This is a genomic window from Leptospira fainei serovar Hurstbridge str. BUT 6, assembly GCF_000306235.2.
Taxonomy (GTDB): Bacteria; Spirochaetota; Leptospiria; order Leptospirales; family Leptospiraceae; genus Leptospira_B; species Leptospira_B fainei.
On sequence record NZ_AKWZ02000010.1, the window covers coordinates 890,242 to 908,248 of the forward strand.

17 protein-coding genes are annotated in these 18,007 nt (G+C 43.3%); 7 read left to right on the plus strand and 10 right to left on the minus strand.

What is annotated here, in order from left to right; genetic code table 11:
* Positions 1 to 34: 34 nt before the first annotated feature.
* Complete coding sequence (locus LEP1GSC058_RS13315; protein ID WP_016549937.1) at positions 35 to 2,179, plus strand: MASE1 domain-containing protein; 2,145 nt, start codon at positions 35 to 37, stop codon at positions 2,177 to 2,179.
* Positions 2,180 to 2,228: 49 nt separating this feature from the next.
* Complete coding sequence (locus LEP1GSC058_RS13320; RefSeq protein ID WP_016550688.1) at positions 2,229 to 2,855, plus strand: TetR/AcrR family transcriptional regulator; 627 nt, start codon at positions 2,229 to 2,231, stop codon at positions 2,853 to 2,855.
* Between the two features lie 52 nt (positions 2,856 to 2,907).
* Here LEP1GSC058_RS13320 and LEP1GSC058_RS13325 read toward each other — a convergent pair whose 3' ends face one another.
* On the minus strand, positions 2,908 to 3,759 hold the full coding sequence (locus LEP1GSC058_RS13325) for an alpha/beta fold hydrolase (RefSeq protein WP_232224693.1): 852 nt from the start codon (positions 3,757 to 3,759) through the stop codon (positions 2,908 to 2,910).
* Positions 3,760 to 4,043: 284 nt separating this feature from the next.
* Here LEP1GSC058_RS13325 and LEP1GSC058_RS13330 point away from each other — a divergent pair, with 284 nt between their 5' ends.
* Positions 4,044 to 4,940 carry a hypothetical protein gene (locus tag LEP1GSC058_RS13330; RefSeq protein WP_016549918.1) on the plus strand — a complete coding sequence of 299 codons (897 nt, stop codon included), beginning with the start codon at positions 4,044 to 4,046 and terminating at the stop codon, positions 4,938 to 4,940.
* A gap of 55 nt (positions 4,941 to 4,995) precedes the next feature.
* Here the strand turns inward: LEP1GSC058_RS13330 and LEP1GSC058_RS13335 are convergent, their stop codons facing one another.
* Both LEP1GSC058_RS13335 and prfA read right to left on the minus strand, forming a co-directional pair.
* Positions 4,996 to 6,498, minus strand: a complete 1,503-nt coding sequence (locus LEP1GSC058_RS13335; protein ID WP_016550854.1) for a PLP-dependent transferase — start codon at positions 6,496 to 6,498, stop codon at positions 4,996 to 4,998.
* A 61-nt stretch (positions 6,499 to 6,559) separates the two neighbouring features.
* A complete protein-coding gene (prfA, locus tag LEP1GSC058_RS13340; RefSeq protein WP_016550121.1) occupies positions 6,560 to 7,624 on the minus strand; it encodes a peptide chain release factor 1 in 1,065 nt (354 codons plus the stop codon).
* 40 nt (positions 7,625 to 7,664) lie between these two features.
* Here prfA and LEP1GSC058_RS13345 point away from each other — a divergent pair, with 40 nt between their 5' ends.
* Entirely contained in the window at positions 7,665 to 8,288 is a 624-nt protein-coding gene (locus tag LEP1GSC058_RS13345; protein ID WP_016550615.1) for a hypothetical protein, read from the plus strand.
* A 5-nt stretch (positions 8,289 to 8,293) separates the two neighbouring features.
* Entirely contained in the window at positions 8,294 to 9,415 is a 1,122-nt protein-coding gene (locus LEP1GSC058_RS13350) for a hypothetical protein (RefSeq protein ID WP_016549859.1), read from the plus strand.
* A 6-nt stretch (positions 9,416 to 9,421) separates the two neighbouring features.
* Here the strand turns inward: LEP1GSC058_RS13350 and LEP1GSC058_RS13355 are convergent, their stop codons facing one another.
* The 6 genes from LEP1GSC058_RS13355 to LEP1GSC058_RS13380 all read right to left on the minus strand — a co-directional run bounded on the left by LEP1GSC058_RS13355 (position 9,422) and on the right by LEP1GSC058_RS13380 (position 14,815).
* Entirely contained in the window at positions 9,422 to 10,468 is a 1,047-nt protein-coding gene (locus LEP1GSC058_RS13355) for a hypothetical protein (RefSeq protein WP_016550852.1), read from the minus strand.
* On the minus strand, positions 10,465 to 10,932 hold the full coding sequence (locus tag LEP1GSC058_RS13360; protein ID WP_039948644.1) for an NUDIX domain-containing protein: 468 nt from the start codon (positions 10,930 to 10,932) through the stop codon (positions 10,465 to 10,467). The genes LEP1GSC058_RS13355 and LEP1GSC058_RS13360 overlap by 4 nt, the downstream gene beginning before the upstream one ends.
* Before the next feature lie 34 nt (positions 10,933 to 10,966).
* The gene (locus tag LEP1GSC058_RS13365; protein WP_016549722.1) at positions 10,967 to 12,499 is read right to left on the minus strand and encodes an alcohol dehydrogenase catalytic domain-containing protein; all 1,533 of its coding nucleotides are present in this window, start codon (positions 12,497 to 12,499) and stop codon (positions 10,967 to 10,969) included.
* The gene (locus LEP1GSC058_RS13370; RefSeq protein WP_016550574.1) at positions 12,500 to 13,162 is read right to left on the minus strand and encodes a rhomboid family intramembrane serine protease; all 663 of its coding nucleotides are present in this window, start codon (positions 13,160 to 13,162) and stop codon (positions 12,500 to 12,502) included.
* Positions 13,159 to 13,848, minus strand: coding sequence for a TetR/AcrR family transcriptional regulator (locus LEP1GSC058_RS13375; RefSeq protein WP_016549545.1), 690 nt, complete (start codon positions 13,846 to 13,848; stop codon positions 13,159 to 13,161). The genes LEP1GSC058_RS13370 and LEP1GSC058_RS13375 overlap by 4 nt, the downstream gene beginning before the upstream one ends.
* 70 nt (positions 13,849 to 13,918) lie before the next feature.
* Positions 13,919 to 14,815, minus strand: a complete 897-nt coding sequence (locus tag LEP1GSC058_RS13380; RefSeq protein WP_016550312.1) for a fructosamine kinase family protein — start codon at positions 14,813 to 14,815, stop codon at positions 13,919 to 13,921.
* A 115-nt stretch (positions 14,816 to 14,930) separates the two neighbouring features.
* Here LEP1GSC058_RS13380 and LEP1GSC058_RS13385 point away from each other — a divergent pair, with 115 nt between their 5' ends.
* On the plus strand, positions 14,931 to 15,866 hold the full coding sequence (locus LEP1GSC058_RS13385) for a glycosyl hydrolase family 18 protein (RefSeq protein ID WP_016550118.1): 936 nt from the start codon (positions 14,931 to 14,933) through the stop codon (positions 15,864 to 15,866).
* A gap of 19 nt (positions 15,867 to 15,885) precedes the next feature.
* On the opposite strand, the gene LEP1GSC058_RS13390 is transcribed toward LEP1GSC058_RS13385, so the two are convergent.
* On the minus strand, positions 15,886 to 16,629 hold the full coding sequence (locus LEP1GSC058_RS13390; protein WP_039948382.1) for a hypothetical protein: 744 nt from the start codon (positions 16,627 to 16,629) through the stop codon (positions 15,886 to 15,888).
* A 124-nt stretch (positions 16,630 to 16,753) separates the two neighbouring features.
* Between LEP1GSC058_RS13390 and LEP1GSC058_RS13395 the strand changes: the two genes are divergently transcribed.
* Positions 16,754 to 17,923 (plus strand): FecR family protein, encoded by a 1,170-nt coding sequence (locus LEP1GSC058_RS13395; RefSeq protein ID WP_016549754.1) that lies wholly within the window; start codon positions 16,754 to 16,756, stop codon positions 17,921 to 17,923.
* Positions 17,924 to 18,007 lie beyond the last annotated feature (84 nt).

Consider the following 18,007-nt stretch of genomic DNA (forward strand, 5'->3'; position numbering starts at 1 on the left):
CTTTTTTAGAAAGAAGTCCGGTAAATAAAGCGAAATGATTTCTCTTCAACCTTTCACATCCTACAAAGAAAGTAAGGTCTTTTCATCGGTAGCAAAAATCTTACTTACCGCCTTTATATACTTCCTCCTCGCTCATATAGGTTTTTATACGGCCGCTTATTCGGGATATGCATCCCCCGTCTGGCCGGCTTCCGGTTGGGCGCTTGCTGCACTCATACTGTTCGGAAGAAAAGCGGCATTCGGCGTAATGCTCGGGTCTTTTTTCTATAATATCTCAATCAAATCCGATATTCTTTTGTCCGCGCCCTTCGCTCCGCAGTTCTGGGGAGCCATAATTATCGGAATCGGGAGCGGTACGCAAGCTTTCTTAGGGTCACTTCTTTATCATAAATTTATACCCAATATCGATCTAACACAAAAGACGTCCTTCGTAATTCGGTTTCTATGGTTTGAAACTATAGTCTGCACGGTCAGCGCTTCGGTCGCAAATGCAGGACTCTATTTACTGGGAATCATTCCCGCGATAGCAATTCCTTCGACTTGGGTCTTTTGGTGGTTGGGTGATTCTCTAGGTGTTTTCTTATACTTTCCGTTCTTCTTGACATGGCTGAGACCGGAACGATCCCATATAAAGAAAAGCGTATTGAAGGAAACTTTCCCGATCATACTCCTATTACTTTTATTCGCGGCCGTGATTTTTAATGTCTTCCGCGTTCGCACGCTGGAAGTGGATTTTCCGATTTCTTACCTGCTAGTCACCATGGTCGTTTGGTCCTCTCTTCAATTCGGAATCCGCGAATCCTCTTTATCACTTACTTTAATTTCGGGTCTGGCGATTTTTGGTGCCTTTCACGGTTCTTCCCAATTTATAGCTTCATCCCGGGAAATATCTTTACTTCTATTACAAAGCTTTTTATCCGCACTTTCCATTACGTCTTTACTTGTCTTATCGGTGGTCCGAGAGCGAAGAGAAGCTGAACGACAACTAATTCTTTCTCACGCGGAATTAGAGAAATTAATCAATGACCGAACACAGGAATTGAGTAAATCCAACGTCTCGTTAGGAAAAACCGAGGCGAGATATAAAGGTCTTTTCGAAAACGTACCTATCGCAATTTTCGAATGCGATTACAGTCAGGTGAAGGCGCTCCTGGATTCTCTTCCAGTCATGGGAAAATTAGAATTTTATCGATTTCTCGCCAGGAATCCATCTTTCGTAAGGGAATGTTCTCGATCCATCAGAGTTATCGATGCAAATCGCGAATCGGTAAAAATGTTTCGTGCAAAATCCAAACAGGAAGCATTTTCCGCGTCGAGAAGCATTTATAATATAGAAGAGTCTAAGGAATTTATTAAACTTCTATACTGCATTCGACAAGGATCCAGAATTTTCGAGTATGATACGTTCTTGATTTCCTGCGACGGAACGAAATTCGAAGCGACTTTGCGTTGGTCTCTCCCTCCGGAATTTGAAAAAACTTTTTCGTCCGTAATCGTAACGGCGGAAGAAATCACCGGGAAGAAGGAAGCAGAGCGCCAACTAAAAGCCTCATTACGGGAAAAAGACGTAATGCTAAAAGAAATTCACCATAGGGTAAAAAATAACTTACAAGCGATTTCAAGCCTGTTCAGCCTCCAGGCGGAATACGTCAACGACCCGAAAATACACGAGGCCTTCGCGGAAAGTCAGCATAGAATTCAAACAATGGCGCTAATACATGACGAGTTATACCAATCTAAAGATTTAGGGGATATAGAATTTTCAGGGTATGCGGAGCGCTTATCCGGAAAAATTCGTTCAGCCTATAAGGTCGAGCCCGAAGTAACCTTAAAAATGGAGATGGAATGCTTAAACTTGGAAGTAAGTATCGCGATCCCGCTCGGATTAGTGTTAAATGAACTTCTTACGAATTGTTTTAAATACGCATTCCCCCCAGGATTCATGCCTGAATCGGGAGAAAGAATCGTTATCGTGAGAATCCGAAAAGAAAAGGAAATCGGAATTCTGGAAGTTTCGGATAATGGATTCGGCTTACCGAGCGACCTAGATCCTTTCGAAAGTCCGTCTTTCGGATTGACGTTAGTGCAGGTTTTAACCCGTCAACTAAAGGGAAAGTTGGACTTTTCGAGTTCTGCAGGCAAAGGAACGAGTTTCAGAATTCGGTTTGCACTTCCTTAAAGAGAAAAGTCCTTGCACCCCACCTACTTTCGAACGAGTAAGGATTGCAATGAAAGCAAAGCCCCCTAGTCCAATTGCAAATCGCGCAGAGGCGCGAAGGGAACAAATATTAGAAGCTGCCTTAGAGGTATTTTCCGAAAAGGGGTATTATGAAGCGGGAATTGCCGATATAGCCGGAAAATTAAACATCGGTCACGGGACTTGCTATAGATATTTCAAAAATAAACTCGATATTCTCCACGCAATCGTAGATAGAATTTTATTCGGAATGATCGAGGTAGTTCGAAACGAAAGTCCCGATAAATCCAATAGTCTGGAGGAATATCGACAACAGATTCTCAACATAGGCGAGAAATTTTTTCTGCTTTTCGGTAATGATCCTCGACAAGGAAAAATCGTCTTTTTCGACGCGATGGGCCTGGACGAAGCGATTCAAAGAAAGGTCCGACTTGGGATCGATAAGAGCGCGAAACTGACCGAGCTTTATTTGAAGAACGGAGTTCGAAAAGAATTTCTCCGAAAAGATCTGGATACGAGGATCGCGTCCCAAGCAATTAATGCGATGATGTTTGAAGGAATTCGAATCAGCGTTTCATCCGGTAAGGATCCTAAATTTGCAAGGCGTTGGATGGAAGAGATGCCTAAACTTATGCTGGAAGGGATGAAAAAAAAATAAGTACCGAACGGGAATTTTTCGCCCGGTACTTCTTCATAGTTCTGGCAGTCTCTTATTTAGAAGCTATAAAATCCTCGAAATCCTTTACGGTCTTATCCGGAATCTCCTCCATAGGAATATGCCCTGCACCTTCATATACTTCGAATCTTGCTCTAGGTAAATCCTGCTTCCAATTTCCGAAATATTCGTAAGTAAGCCATTCATCTTTCGTTCCCCACATTACCATGATGGGTCGTGCTATTCGATTAATTCCTGCCGACAAATTCGGATTCGTAAATTTTTCTCGAGCAAGCACGAAGAAATAATTGTACGCCTTACGGTTGCCTTCCCTCATAGACAGGTCCGAATACCTGTCTTTGATTTCCTGGGTGACCTTGCTCTTTTCTCCGTATACTTGCTCCACGCTAGAATCTATCAGAAATTTCGGGAGAACATACTTTGCGAAAGGACTTACCAACGGATGACTTCCAAACGCAATCATAGGCGGTAACGGTTGCGCATATCCGACTGCGTCGATTAAGACCAATTTCTGCACTTTTCCGGGAAATTGAAGAGTATAATTCCAGGAAATATAACCGCCCATCGAATTACCGACCAAGTAAAACTTATCGACCTTCAATGCGGTCAAAAACTTATTCAGAGTTCGAACTCCTTCCTCAAGATCCAGTTTATTGATATCCGAATTAGGTCCGGTCAATCCGTGTCCCGGTAAATCAAGTCTTATGACGCGGTATTTATGTTTTAACTTCTCGCTCCAAGCGTCCCAAGTATGGAGAGAAGAGCAGACTCCATGCAACAAAACGATTACCGGGCCGCTTCCCACATCCTTATAGTGGATATTAAGATCGTCGATTTGAACAAACTTCGATTCGGAATTCGCGTACTTAGATTTCAATTCATTCAAGGGAATGGAACCCACACCCAAAAATCGACACGAACCAAGTAGCAAAAGAAAAGTAAGGAAGAGTCTCTTTATTTCGAATATTTTCTTTCGATTCACAGGATTACCTCATTAACTAAGTTAACCCATCCAATGACCACATCTAAGACTTTTAAGAAAACTCGGTAAAGTCGATTTTACTCGGATCTCCTCTTTTTCAAATCCAACTCCCTAATTTTACGATTTCCGTATTGACAAAACTGAATGACATGTCATTCTTTATTCAATTCCTTTTGGAGATAATTGAAATGGTTCAAGTAGACGTTTTTTGGTCGTACGGATTAGGAGCCGGTTACGCTATCGCAGCCGCCAGGCAAATCAGAAAATTACAAGAAGGAGAAACGGCTCCGGGAAGCCTGGCTTCGGTTTCTCAAAAACAAAAGCCGGTTTCTTTTTGGAAGAATACGTATTTCATAGCGAATCTGCTGTATTTATCGCTGCTATTCGCACCATCAGGTCTGTACCTTGTTTGGCAGTTTACAAGTTGGGAAACGATGCATGCCGGCGATAAAGGAATGCCCGGCTGGCTTGTAGCGCTATTCGGCTTAACGAATATTTCACAGGGAATTTTAGGTTTCTGGGTAGTTTGGGCTCTCCTGAAAGCAGGAAAAGCCTTCCAGGCATATCTTCAAATTCCTCTCGGTTATTTCGGAATGTTTTTCCTGCTAGTTCATGGGTGGGACGGATCCGGTTATATGAGATTTTTCTCTCCGACCAAGGATGCTTTTCAAAACGATTGGACTTGGTTAACCGCTCAACATTGGCTTTTATCGGACGTTGCCATCACCTTATATGCGATGGGAATTATCCTAATCCCGACTTTGATCGTATCCTTGCTAAAGATCGAACGGGAAGGATGGGAGACCTCCGTTTCTCCTGAGCTTCCCATCGTATCATCACCTTCGGCGATAGGATCAACAGTCGCTTTCTTTGCGACGGTATTCGTAGGTTCGCTCGGTTTTGCGATTGTTTCTAGTTTACTCATTCACCAGCTAGGTTGGTTTATCGGCGTGCTGTCTTCCGTCATCGCGATCTACATATTCGGGATCGGAAAGTTCGGAATATTTCCTTTTTTATACAAAAAGGTTTTACAACTTCCATCGGAAACACGAACGACTCAAGCGTTCGCCCGATCGGCCGTGTAAGCGTTATTCTCTAAGTCCTTTGAATCGAGAATAATTCAAAAATTTAAGCCTTAGTTTAATCACCTAGGGCTTTTTTATATTCGGCCATGAGAAGATCCGGATTTTCTCGCCCGACCGAAATTCTCACCAGACTCGGATCTAGTCCGACTTCTTTCAAGAATCCTCGTCCGGCTTCAGTGGAGACGAGTTCATAATGCGCCAAATACATATAAAGCATATTTAATGTAAATTCGGTGCCGAAGCTTGGACCTTTTAAAAGTTCCAGGGAGTTATAAAACTGTTCTAGAGGAATACCGGGTTCTATCGTGATCACACCGCAGTGAAGATTTTTATCTCGGGCGATTTTAGAAAAATTTCCGTGATTTTCTTCGGAGCCGCTCCAATGCACTGCTTTGATTTTAGGATGCTTTTGGAAAAACTCGGCGAGAATTGCGGCATTTTTACCGATCGCTTTAACTCTTTCCTGGTATCCTTCCACCTCGAAAGCCATACGTTGCATATCGCGAACATAGGGTCGCTCGGTAAAATCAAGACATCGATCCTTCAATTGATGAAAATACCGCGAAGCAGGATTTAAAAAGACAGCGCCCATCATCACGTCTGCGTGCCCGCACGCGAACTTAGTCAAGCTTTCGACAATCACGTCGGCAAACGGAGATAAATCAACTACAGCCGATCCGGCTACTGAAATATCCGCTACTAAGGGGATTCCGTATCGCGCTAGCAATTCCTTAAGTTTAGGATAATCCGGAACTTGTATTAGCGGATTAGTTGGAGACTCCGTTAAAATCGCCGCGACGTGATCTCCTTCTTTTTCCAGGAATTCCTCTAACTCGGTAAGATCTCCAACCTCGTGAAAAATATGAGAGCCGCGTGAATACTTTTCCAATATTCTAATATTATCCACATATAGCCAGCCGAGTCTAAGCCAAAGATCTTTCCCCTCCTTAGCCCGAATCTCATCAAGAACTTTGAAGGCGGTATAAATTCCGTTCATCCCGGAATTCGTAAGAAAGACTTCCAAATTTTTTCCAGGATATAAGTCTTTAAGATCGCGAATGATCCGGCTCTCCGCATCCTGCGTGCGTGTTTCTTCAGGATATATAGAATCGATAAGTCCTTTCTTAAATAGATAATCCTCTGCCTTCCGAGAAGAGACAAGACATCCTGTATGTTGTATAAAGGAGAGAACCTCGCCCTCTTTCTCTTTCCCGGCGGGAATCTTTAATGTAACGATTCCCTCATCTTCGAAAATGACAGCGTTCTCTATCTTAAAAAGATCGATAATATGCTCGGCGGCTTTTCGAGAATTTAGGATGAATTGAGGACCCTCGACTCCTTTTGTTTCCCGATTATAATCTAGGATTTTTTCGACGTAAGCATGAGCTACGAATCTAGGATAACCGGCCTTTAAACGGGAAAGAGTTTCGACTCGCTTTTCTTCATAGCCTACAACGTCTAGCACCTGGGGAAGGCTCATCGATACAGCGTGAATATTGGAAAACGGGATTCTTTCGCCGCAAATTCTTCGAAATGACTCTTCAACTTCCTTTAACATGATCCGTCTACCATCGCAAACCCGAACCCGGAAACTTCAACCCAATAAACCGAAGCTTTTCCTAATGAGCTTGGGATTCTGCCAGTCGCTTGGCTCTATCTTCTTCCGTTAAGGCACCTATTAAATCATCTAAGTCGCCTTCCATTATACCAGAAAGGTTATGACTCGTAAAGCCGATGCGATGATCAGTGCAGCGTCCCTGGGGAAAGTTGTATGTCCGAATTCTTTCCGAACGATCCCCGGTTCCGACCATTTGCTTTTTCAATGCATCTGCGGCCGCTTTCTTTTCTTCAGCCTGCTTTTCCAAGATACGAGCGCTTAAAATTCGCATCGCTTTTGCTTTATTCTTATGCTGCGATTTCTCGTCTTGGCAGGCGACAGCGATACCGGTCGGGATATGTGTGATCCGCACCGCCGAGTCGGTAGTGTTTACGTGCTGTCCGCCTGATCCCGAGGAACGATAAACGTCGATTCGCAGATCGTTTTCGTTGATATTAATTTCCGATTCTTCGGCTTCCGGTAAAACTGCGACGGTTACGGCGCTCGTATGGATTCGTCCACCTGATTCGGTTGCAGGAATACGTTGGACACGGTGAGTTCCCGCTTCGAATTTAAAAAGATCGTAGGCTCGTTCGTTCTCTAAAGCAAAAACGATTTCTTTTAGCCCGCCGATTCCTGTCGGGGAAGAGTCGATAATTTCGTGTTTGATTCCCTGTTTATCGGCGTATTTGGTATACATCCGGTATAAATCGGCTACAAATAGTCCCGCCTCGTCACCGCCGGTTCCGGCACGTATTTCCACCAAAATATTTTTGCCGGAATTTGGGTCGGGAGGGAGCAACATCACTTCCAGTTCTTTTTCAAGGAATTCGATTCGTTCCGAAGCCGATCGTTTCTCCTCTTCATACATGGAACGCATTTCCCCATCTTTTTCCGTTTTGAGAAGCTCATCGGCGTCTTTTCTATCTTGAATTAATTTTTGGTACTCTGAAATCTTTTCAAATAAAGGAGTGAGACGAGACCGTTCCTTATAAAGCCGCTTTAAATCGTCAGGATTGGACGCTGTGGTCAGTTCATCCGAGATTTTCAGGTATTTTTGTTGTATTTTTTCTAGTCTATCTAACATAGAAACAGGTTCCCATTGCCTTAATACCCCACTCTCTTCCATGGAAAACTATAATTCGCTTCTTTCCGAGGTTTCCGACCGAATCCTCTCACTTCTGTCCGGGTTAAACTCCTATAGAAGTCCGTACGCTAAGACAATCGGCGAACCCTCCGATTTTATACAAAGCTTAACCCAGAGGGCCTCGATCCAAACTGCTCTTGCAAGCGCTGCTCTCTCGTTACCTACAGGTGGAATCGGAGCCGTGACGGTGGCGCCGGAAATTTTTTTGGTCCTTCGAATCCAAGGCAAACTCGTAAAAGATATAGCCGCATTATACGGCAAAGAATCGCAAGTTACTTCCGAACTGATGGCATACTGTCTCTTTAAAGATAAAACCTCCTTTTTCAGGAATTTATTAAAAGAAGTCGGTGCGAGAATACTAGTTAGACCTGCTACATGGAAATTGCTCAGCCAAGGAATTCTCGGAGTCGCAAAGGCCTTGAGTAGCTCAAAAATGCCTAAGGTTAAAAAGAAGAATTTTTGGCTCCCGATACTTGGCTCCGCCGTTTCAGGAGGTCTCTCTTACAGTGAAACCCGGAAAATCGCGAGTCGTGCGCAAAGCGTATTTTCAAAAGAAATCATTTCAGTTCCTTCTGACGAACCATGGGCGGAGGAAATAGCCTGACCAGCATGAATAATTCCGATTCATTACGGAGAATTTTTGTCCTTCCTATTTTGCTCCTCTTCATTCTAACGAATTGCAAAAGCAAACAGGAAAGTCTAATCGAAGAAATTCAAGGACTTGTGGAAGAGGAAAAGTACGAGAAAGCTACCGAGCTCTTAAAGAACTATCTCCTTCATCCGAAATCGGACGATGAAATTCTATCGGAGGAAAAGCCCGAATCCGTTCGGATCGTGGAACTTTCTCATGATAGAAAGCGTTTGGTTTACGTGGAAGATAATAAATTGACCGTCAAGGATCTATTAGAAGGACGAACGGAAACTAAAAAACTGGATGAAATTCCGGCTTCGATGGCGGTTTCGCTGAATGCAAAGTTTGCGCTTTCCGAATATCCGATGGCGACCGGCTGCCGACTATTTGCAATTTCTCTAACGGACAATTCCCTGCTTTACGAATCCGGCGCCCAGATTTCCTGCCGTAATCGAGGCGGAATCTCCGACGACGGATCTAAGATTTTTTACTTCGTAGACAATCAATTGTATGAAGAACGGACGATAGAACCGAGAACTCCGAAACTTGTTTTGAGTAAGGAGAAAATAGTTCCACCGTTTCCGAATCTAAAATCCCGATTCTTTTTATATCCGATTGGAAAGGATTTTCTGCTGTTTTCCGGAAACGCCGGATCCTATACGCTCTATTACTTTCAACCTGATAAGAGAAGTGCGGATAAGCTCGATCAAGAAGTGATAAGCCCTCTGCTTTATTATGGTCCCGGTGATTCGGCCTTTTATTTAGGCGGAACGATCGGCCGCCTCCATTTGAGAAGACTTCAATACGGTAAAGGGAAACCCAGTGTTACGAAACTCTTTACCGTAAGTAGAAAAGAATCGAATCCGTGGAAATTAAACGCGAAGAACGAGTACTTATCCAATTACTCGGGTAAAGTGCATTTATGGGGTCCATTAAGAAAAAGCCAAGTGCTGCCCTTGCTATGCGAAAGAACTTGGATCGTTCATCCGGAGAAAATTCTTTGTGAGACGGAGGTAGGTGGGCTCTATCTGACCGGCCTGGAATTTACGGATGACGACTGGACACTTTTGAAACTCTACGAAGAAGTTCGAAATAAATAAAATTCGTTAAAGATAGATATTCAAAAGAACCGTTCCTCTTTCGTTTTCTTTAGGCTCGGGATTACCATATCTAGTTTTTGTGAAACTTGTTCCCGGCAGTTTTCGATCCCAAGCATTACCGGAGAACGATATCTCGCAGCTTGTTTCGAAATTTGATTTTGAAATCCAATCCCGAAATTTTCCTTCCTCCGTGGGAGCTCCCAAGACCACCCAACGGGAAACGAAAGTTTTCTTTACGATATCTTCCATCTCCGGAGATCCGAATTCTTCGCCGTAAAGAAAACCCAGCTTGGCAAAATTGAACGGAATCGTCCAGACTCCGAACTCGATCTTATTCGATCGGGAATTTAAATAAAGCGATAACGAACCGTCCTTAAATTTCGTTCTTTTTAAGGAGTCATTATGGAGTTTTCCCTCCGGAGTAAAAAGATAAGCTCGTTCTTCCCAATTTCCGGGAGCAATCGAAATAAGATCTTCCGCTATCTTCGGGGAAGGAAGTACGATAGAACCGGCAAGGATATTTACTCCGTAAGTTTTCGAAAGCGTGGCAAAAATCCGCTGATATCTTTCAACCGAAGTTTTGGCGAGAAAATTAGCGATCTCGTCCTCGAAAAATAAACCGTTTCTCAATCCGTTATAAGAGATTCTTGTAAAAAAAACCGCTCGCTTCCAGGATCCGATTTCGGATTCCGCTTGGAATACTTCCGAACGCTGCCCAACTAGAAATAAATAATTTCCAATTTCCGGAGGATAAACGACGATCGTCGATTTGTCCAACAATCCCTTTTCTTTTGCGATAATAAGGGGTTTTTCAAGCCAGTCCCGTAAGCGATCTTCCTTCGAATAATATTCAGGCTTAAATTCCAGTTGGAGTAAGAGAATGTTTCCGGATTTTCGGTTATACCCGGAAGAATAAAACCGGATCTCATTCCGAGGCAAACCGGATATAAAATCTTCATCTCCTATCGTCTTTCCCGATAAGAGCCAACCGATTCCGAAAAAAATCGGAACTAAGAAAAGGGAAGCGATTGCATTTCTCCAAAATGGATTCAAAGGATTCGTCCTCCTAATTCTAATTTTCCGTTCGGCAAAAGAGGAACATATTCCTTTTGGTACAACAAAATCGCATCCAACATATATTCGAAAAACAATCCTCGTGGATCGTAGGTTTTTGCATCGACCCAAGAAATGAAATCATGTTCGTCCGAGAGCATGATTTCTCCTCCAATAAACTCGGCATGGTAGGCGATGATGACACAAGGATGATTGCCTTCACTTACTCTGTGCTTGTGCACGAAGAGAGGTCTCGGATGAACTTTAATTTCACATCGGTTTCCCATTTCTTCCGCCAGTTCCCGAGAAAGACTTTCCTGCCAATCTCCATAGAACTCGTCCTCATTCATTCGTCCGCCGGGCAAATCACCGTATCCCGATTTTCGGTCTCTCAGGATCAGAAGTTCGGATCCCCTTCTTAAAAAAACCTTTTGCGTAATTTGGAAAAAACCGTGCTTGTTCAAAAATTTCCCCTCCAAGGGGACCTCGGATAATCGATCAATATGGGTCGTGTCTGACAATCACTTTTATCTTAGTCGGTTTTCTCGCCTCTTCATAAGCTTTCGGAAGATCCAAAGCGGAAAACTCCCCGCCGAGCAGATGGTCGGAAACATTCTTTAAAAAACCTTTTTCCTGAGCTAGAAAAGAAAGAGTTTTGCGAAAATCCCCGCATCGGCTAGTTCGTAAGACTCCCCCTCGAACGACCCAATGCAGAAACGGATTGGATTCGGATATTCCCGAATCGACGGGGATCAGAATAAAACCTCTCGGCCTAAGCAAGGAAGAGGCTTCCTTAGCGCCGGGCCTGATTGCTAAGTCCAATGAGGAAACCGATTTCAAAATCGCAAAATCAAATCGGTGCAGATCACCGGTAAATTCCTGAGACTTTAAAAAAGATTCCCCTTCTAAGATCGAACCGGAATAAAATTTGGTATGGGCTTCACGAGCCTCGTCGATCCATTTCTGTTCTTCGGTGGAGAGTCGAATTCCCTTCTCTAAAAAGACCCAAGTCTCCGGAGCGGAATTCATTCCCCAAGAAAGATTCTGAAATCCTTTTTGTAGCGGTAAAATCGAGAGTTCATCGACTACGAGCTCCGTCAAATTTGAAATTCCGAGGGAAGCTTGTCCGTTCGTAGTCTTGCGATGGATTTCCTTACGAGTTAAATCCATACAAAGTTCCAGACCATCGATTGCCCCGGTTGTATCGAATACGATATCGAACGTATCGTGTAGATTGTTCCAAGAGACTTCTTCCGGATTGGAAGACGACTCCTTATAATAACGTTCCCCTTTAAGCGAATCTCTCGAATTCCTATCCAAACCCGGAAAGACGAACACTTCGTCCGCACCGACCCCAAAAGACGTCGCTTTCAGCTCGCTTCTGCGAAGGATGGCAACGATTTTATAATCCAGATTTTTTTGTTTTCTGTATAACTCGAGTCCCGCCAATACTAATGATCCCAATCGTCTTGGGCCTATGACGGCAATTCGTTTCGGTTTATCGGAGGCATTCTCCAAGGAAACTTCCACGCCATGCAACGAGGCCGCAAACGGTTCCAGTAGAATCGCCTCTCTATCGTCAAGAGTTTCGACATCCACCAAAGCCCCTACGGGAGCCAATACGAATTTTCCGAACCCCCCGGGCAACCGATCGATGCCTAAAACTTGACGACTGGGACTATGCGTATAAAGACCTCGCTTACAAAACGAATCCTCTTCCTCCCCCCTTGAAACTACCGTATCATTAATTTCTAATGCGAATTTTTTTCCCGTTGCCGGATCGGAAGCCAATACTTCATGACCTATGACTTGCGGTAGCGCGAACGGAAGAAATCGCCGGTCTAAATCGGTCGAACATATTCCGCAAAGTTCCGTTTTAAGAAGTTTATATCCTTTCCCAAGAGAGAGGTAAAGATCCTGATTGCGGAAAATCTTCCAACCGTCCGTCTCCGTCCCTTCCATGCGATATTCGGATACCGAAAAAGTATCGTCCCGATTGTATTCAAATGCTGAAAATTGCACGATTTCCAACTATCTGCCTCCTACGAGAAATCCGAGTATTAGAAGCAGGATTACGAATACTAGATTCAATACGAATCCGGTATGCAATTGCTGCCTTTCTTTATTATTCAAAAAATAGGCCGCGAATACTACTGATAAAAATCCGCCTAGATGGGCCCAATGAGCCACCTGGTCTCTCGCAAATAGGTTTGTTATATCCGAGTATACCATAAGCCACGCGAGAGCAAAAATAGGAAACGGATAGTTTCGCTTTCGAATGCGCATAGAAAAGGGGGACAAAAGAGCGGCAACGGCGGCTAATCCTGAAACGGCTCCGGAAGCCCCGATTGCAGGACTGGAATCGTCCAGAAACAATCCTCTTACTAACGAATCTAAAAATCCGGAAATAAAAGCCCCCATAAAGAAAAACAAAAGCCACTTTGCTTTTCCCACTTTATATTCAACGATTCTTCCCAAGAAAAAAAGAAAAAGCATGTTCCAGAACAAATGGGTGAAATCCGCGTGAAGGAACGCCATCCCGATCCACTTCCAGGGATAGAATTCTCCCGGACGACTGATAAAGAACGCTTCGAGCATTTCGTTCGGAACGAAAGCGTTCAGTACGATTTGAGAAATTGTAATAAGTAAAACAAAGAACGCAGTAAGCGGAAATTCGAAGATGAACGCTCTCACAGTGTTCTCCCTTCGATATAATGAGTCAGATACGCTTTCAACATGACCTTTAGTTCTCGCAGAATGCTTTCGGCAAGAACCGGATCTTCCTTTTCTCGCAACCAACGAGATAAAACTGAATCGGTTACCTCCACAATGATTCGAGAAATGATTTCTGCCTCCGGATTTTCCTTCATTCCTGGGACGATCCGAGAAAATAAATTTGAAACGCTGGAAGCGATGTAACGATTATTTTCTCGGTCGATCTCGACCAACTCGGGATCCATTTTGATGTTCGACCAAAGAGGCACGAATCCCGGTTCGGTTAAGTAAAGATTAGCAAACGCGTCGATTACATTATCAATCAGTTCCGGCCAACCGGTATCATCCACTTCGACCGAAAGAAAACCCATGAACATGGCATTTACCCGCTCAAGATGTCGCTTACCAACGGCGTTTAAAATCGCATGCTTATTCGGAAAATATTGGTATAAGGAACCGATGGGAATTTCGGCTTTTTGCGCGATCAGATTAGTCGTGATAGCTTCCGCTCCGACTTCATCTAAAAGGGAAGCAACGACATCCAATATATTTTGTACGCGTTGAATGGCGCGCTTTTGAGAGGGAGCCTTTCTCGGTTCTAACTCGGATGGTTTTGCTTTAGAGGAAAGCTCCCCTGCCTTCCCAGGTTTTAATGATTTGGTCAAACGGATCTTCTCCGAAAATCTATTGCTTCCTCCCAAAGACTATGACGGGAAGAATCCTTCAAGAAAAGTATTAAATTGTACCGTAGTACCGCAGAATATGTCGTAAGCTGGTTAGGTAAGATGCGCCGAAAAGATTCACATGAACTAAGACGGGATAGATTTGCCAAAATTGAATTCTATCTTTAAGATGCATAGGATCATCCAATCCGCAAGTGGAGATAATATCCTGCATATCTTCTATGTTGATAGGGCTACCGAACAACTGCAGCATTGCCAAATCTTGTTCGGGGTGGGAATAGGCAACGGACGGATCGATCAAGTACGCATGCCCATTCTTTCCCTGTAATACATTACCGGACCATAAGTCTCCGTGAATCATTCTCGGCTGTATTCGATTTAATCCCCATTCGTCGGTAAACTTATCGAAAACCGTTCGGATGGATATTATATCTTTCTCGGTGAGGAGCTTTCTAGTTTGTGCTAATTCTATTTGAGGTTTTAGGCGATCTTGCCAGAAAAATTCTTCGAAGCTTGAAAACCAACCGTTCCGCTGCGGAAGGGACCCTATAAAATTATCGCGTTTCCAACCCCAGGATCCGAATTCACCGCGATATAAATTCTTAAGACTTGCGATCAGATCCTCGCGAAAGCGAGCAGAGGAACCGGTTTCGACAAATTCCATGGCAAGAAGGGAAACTTTTCCTAAATTCACCGTTCCAAAACATTCCGGAACACGAACTCCTAGTCTGCAAAGTTGCTCAAGACCTTCCGCTTCCGCTTCGGCCATTTCCTTTTTTGGTATGACTTTTACCGCGATTCTGGAACCGTCTTGTAACTTGACCGAATATAGCTCAAAGAGGCTAGAAGAATAAAATGAAACTTCTGCCTTTTTAGACGGGGAGAGTAATCCGAGTCTCTCTAACCCGTCTCGGATTAATTCCTCGGTTCCTGTGTTTATGAGAGCCATCGTTCGCATCCTTCCCAATCCCGTCGTTCCGGTCCTTCTTATAAAATCGGAGGACGGACAATCAGGATTGAAGAAAAATCCTAAATAGGTTTCCCTAATATTACGGGACGAAGAAATGATCCGCTTTTCTCTCTTTTATATTTTATTGTTTGTCGTCTCATGCTTTTTTCTATGTCCCTTATCAGCCGAACGACATTCGCCAATCTGGCTTTATGTGCTGGAGGAAGATTTAGAAAGCAAAGATTTGTCGTTTTGGAAGGAGCATTTGCGCCCCGATGTAACTATTTGTTTTACAGGTACCGTAATTCAAGGCGACGGAAAAATACGATATAGCAATCCCCCGAAGCAACTATTAACTTTAGGGCTTTCCAAAGGGGTTCGCTGGATCCCCCTAATTACATTCAAACCTAAAACCGGTGCGTCACTGCTCAAGATCGCAGCAAAGAAACATGAAATGCATGAAGCTTTACTCCGATTTCTTTCCGAACATCCGGCATACGCAGGAATCCATTTAGATGTGGAAGGATTACCCTCTTCCCTATCCGATGAGTTTAAGAATTTCCTAAAGGAACTCCGGCCTAGTTTACGAAAGAAAGGTAAGCTTCTGACTCTCGCTCTGTTTCCGCAAATTCATTTTCCGACCGACCTTGCTGAGTTTCATCAAGGCGTTTTTCATGCGAACCTGGTCGATGAAGTCGTTCTTATGGCTTACGATTTTCATTCCCCTAGAACAAAACCGGGCCCCGTCACTCGATTGTCCTGGGCTAAAGAAAATACGGTTTTACTCAGAAAAACGTATGCCCCTAATCAAATTTGGCTTGGTCTTCCTCTCTACGGATATTCTTGGAAAAAAGGAAGATCAAAACCGAATATAATAACTCGAAAAACGGATTCAATTAGAATGGCAAAGTTAGGACAGAACGAGGACGGCATTTACATGATAGAGAACGAATTCGAAGTATCGAGTTTGATTTTAGATGAGACCGATTGGATTAAACTAAGTCGTGAAATCGGAATATTGGGAATTGCTTACTGGCGATTCGGATTTTAGCCCTGAATTACAATTACTCTCATCGAAAGTCGTAGACGATTCTCACAATATAACTTTTTCCTTTCTCATTATTGATATTGCTAGTTCCTTTATATTCCATAATTCGTCTACTTTCCATATCGTAAATCAAGTCTATCGGTTTGACAAAGACCGACAATATCGAGCTTTCGATTCTCATCCGTAAGAAGAGCGCCGGCTTTCCCATATATGGTTCGGATTTCGTTTTTTCCACGTAGAATCGGAACGTATCCAATTCGACCGGAACAAAAATTCTAAAGGCAATTCTCTTCCCTGCCAAGAGTTCGTTCCAATGATCATCCACAAAATAATCGAACCCTCCATCGAGAGCGGATAAATCTCCGCCATCCACAACTTTCTCTTTAATAGGATCTTCCTTTTTACGTCTTGCAAACAATCGAACCCGTGTTCCTGATTCAAGTTCTCCGCCTTCCAAATAGCCGTCTCTTAAATCCTGTAAATTAAAATCGGGTAATGATCGATTTCTTAGGAATGAGATTCGCTTCGTAGCAAATATCTTACCTTCGGGATCTACATATCGGACAACGGAGCGCGTATGCTTCCCGTTCTCCCAAAACTCTTCATGCATATCCCTATACAATAATTTTCCGGTTTCCAACTCGTAGGCAGTTCCGGAAAAGCGCACGATTCGGGAAGGAGTCGAATCAGCAATTCCTTCCGATGCAAGACAAAGAAAGAAGCTCAATACGAGGAATAACTTATAAACCGAGCGAAAACAAGACATTTCATCTTTAGACGGCGGGAATCGATTTCGGCAATTTTTTATTGTTAAGTTCCGTTTTCTAAGAAAATCTAAAAAGAACACTCGAGCCAGTTGTTACTTATTACGTTATAAAGGTGCGCAAGAAATGAAAATTTGGAACTTTGCGGTTCGTCCCTTCTGGATTACTTTGCTACTAATCGGAATTCTATTATCTTGTTCTAAAATAAGGAATTGGATCTCCGGAAGAAACCCGAAGTCGGGCGCCGTAGTAGTATTCCATACAGGCCCTGTTCAAGCTTATCGAGAAGCCGAACAACTACCGTTGCAAACCGGCTCGGTTCTTCAACCTCTGGATGAGATCATAACAAATTCGGGATCGATTGATATTCAAACCGTAGAAGGACAGATCATTCGCGTTCGACCATTCAGCAAACTAAGATTGGACTCATTTCAAAGTAATGAATCTCGTGACGTGAACTTAGCGCTTCGTGCCGGCGGGGTCTTAATTCGGACCGGAAAATTAAGAAACAATGAAGGCTTTAGAATTTCCGCACCGACTGCAATCGCGGCGGTTCGCGGAACCGCATTTTCATTTGAAATCGGAGAGGGAGAACTCCCGAAAATCAAAGTATACGAGGGCCTAGTTGCAATGACTCTAAAACTTCCGATGAGCCAGGAAATAACGGGAGAAGCGATCGCTCAAAAACCTTCGTTACAAAAATTCCAGCAATTCCTATCCGAAAACGAAGTCGTGATAGCGGAAAATGAAGAAGCTTCCGTAAAGCCGAAATTCGAAGATTTAGTCCAGCTCGTGTTGACACGTATCGAATCGAACAAAGGGAAAAACGAGATTCTTGAAATCGATGAGAAAGAATATGTGAAATCTTATTCGAAAAATTCTATCGAAATTAGCCCTCAAGAAAAAGCGGAACTGGAAACCCTAGTAAGCGTGGACCAGGAATTCATCGATCAAACTCTTAATTCCGAAAATAAAAACGAATCAATATCGTTGACGGATTCGATTCGCAAAGACCATGAGAAAAAGCTAAATTCCGCCTTTTCCAAAATTGAATCCGAAGCAGCTTCGAAAAATCTGGAATCGGAAATGGAAATTCATAATTTTTATAACGTCCTCGAAAGGGTCCATAAAACGGATAAAACTCAATTGAACGGGGCAATTGTTACCCAAATCGGAGATACTCTTATCCTTCACTCTCCGCAAGGGGTTTTTCGATTGGATAAAAAGGATATAGATTTTGTGGAATATAAAAACTTTCAAATTAGCACCAAGAAGAAAGTTCAGAATCCCAGATAGCAAATCTATCCTGATCGGTTTGTTGTGCGGAACAAGCCGATTTTTTCCTTCCCTTTCCTACCGCCTCTCGGAAATCCTTTCCTC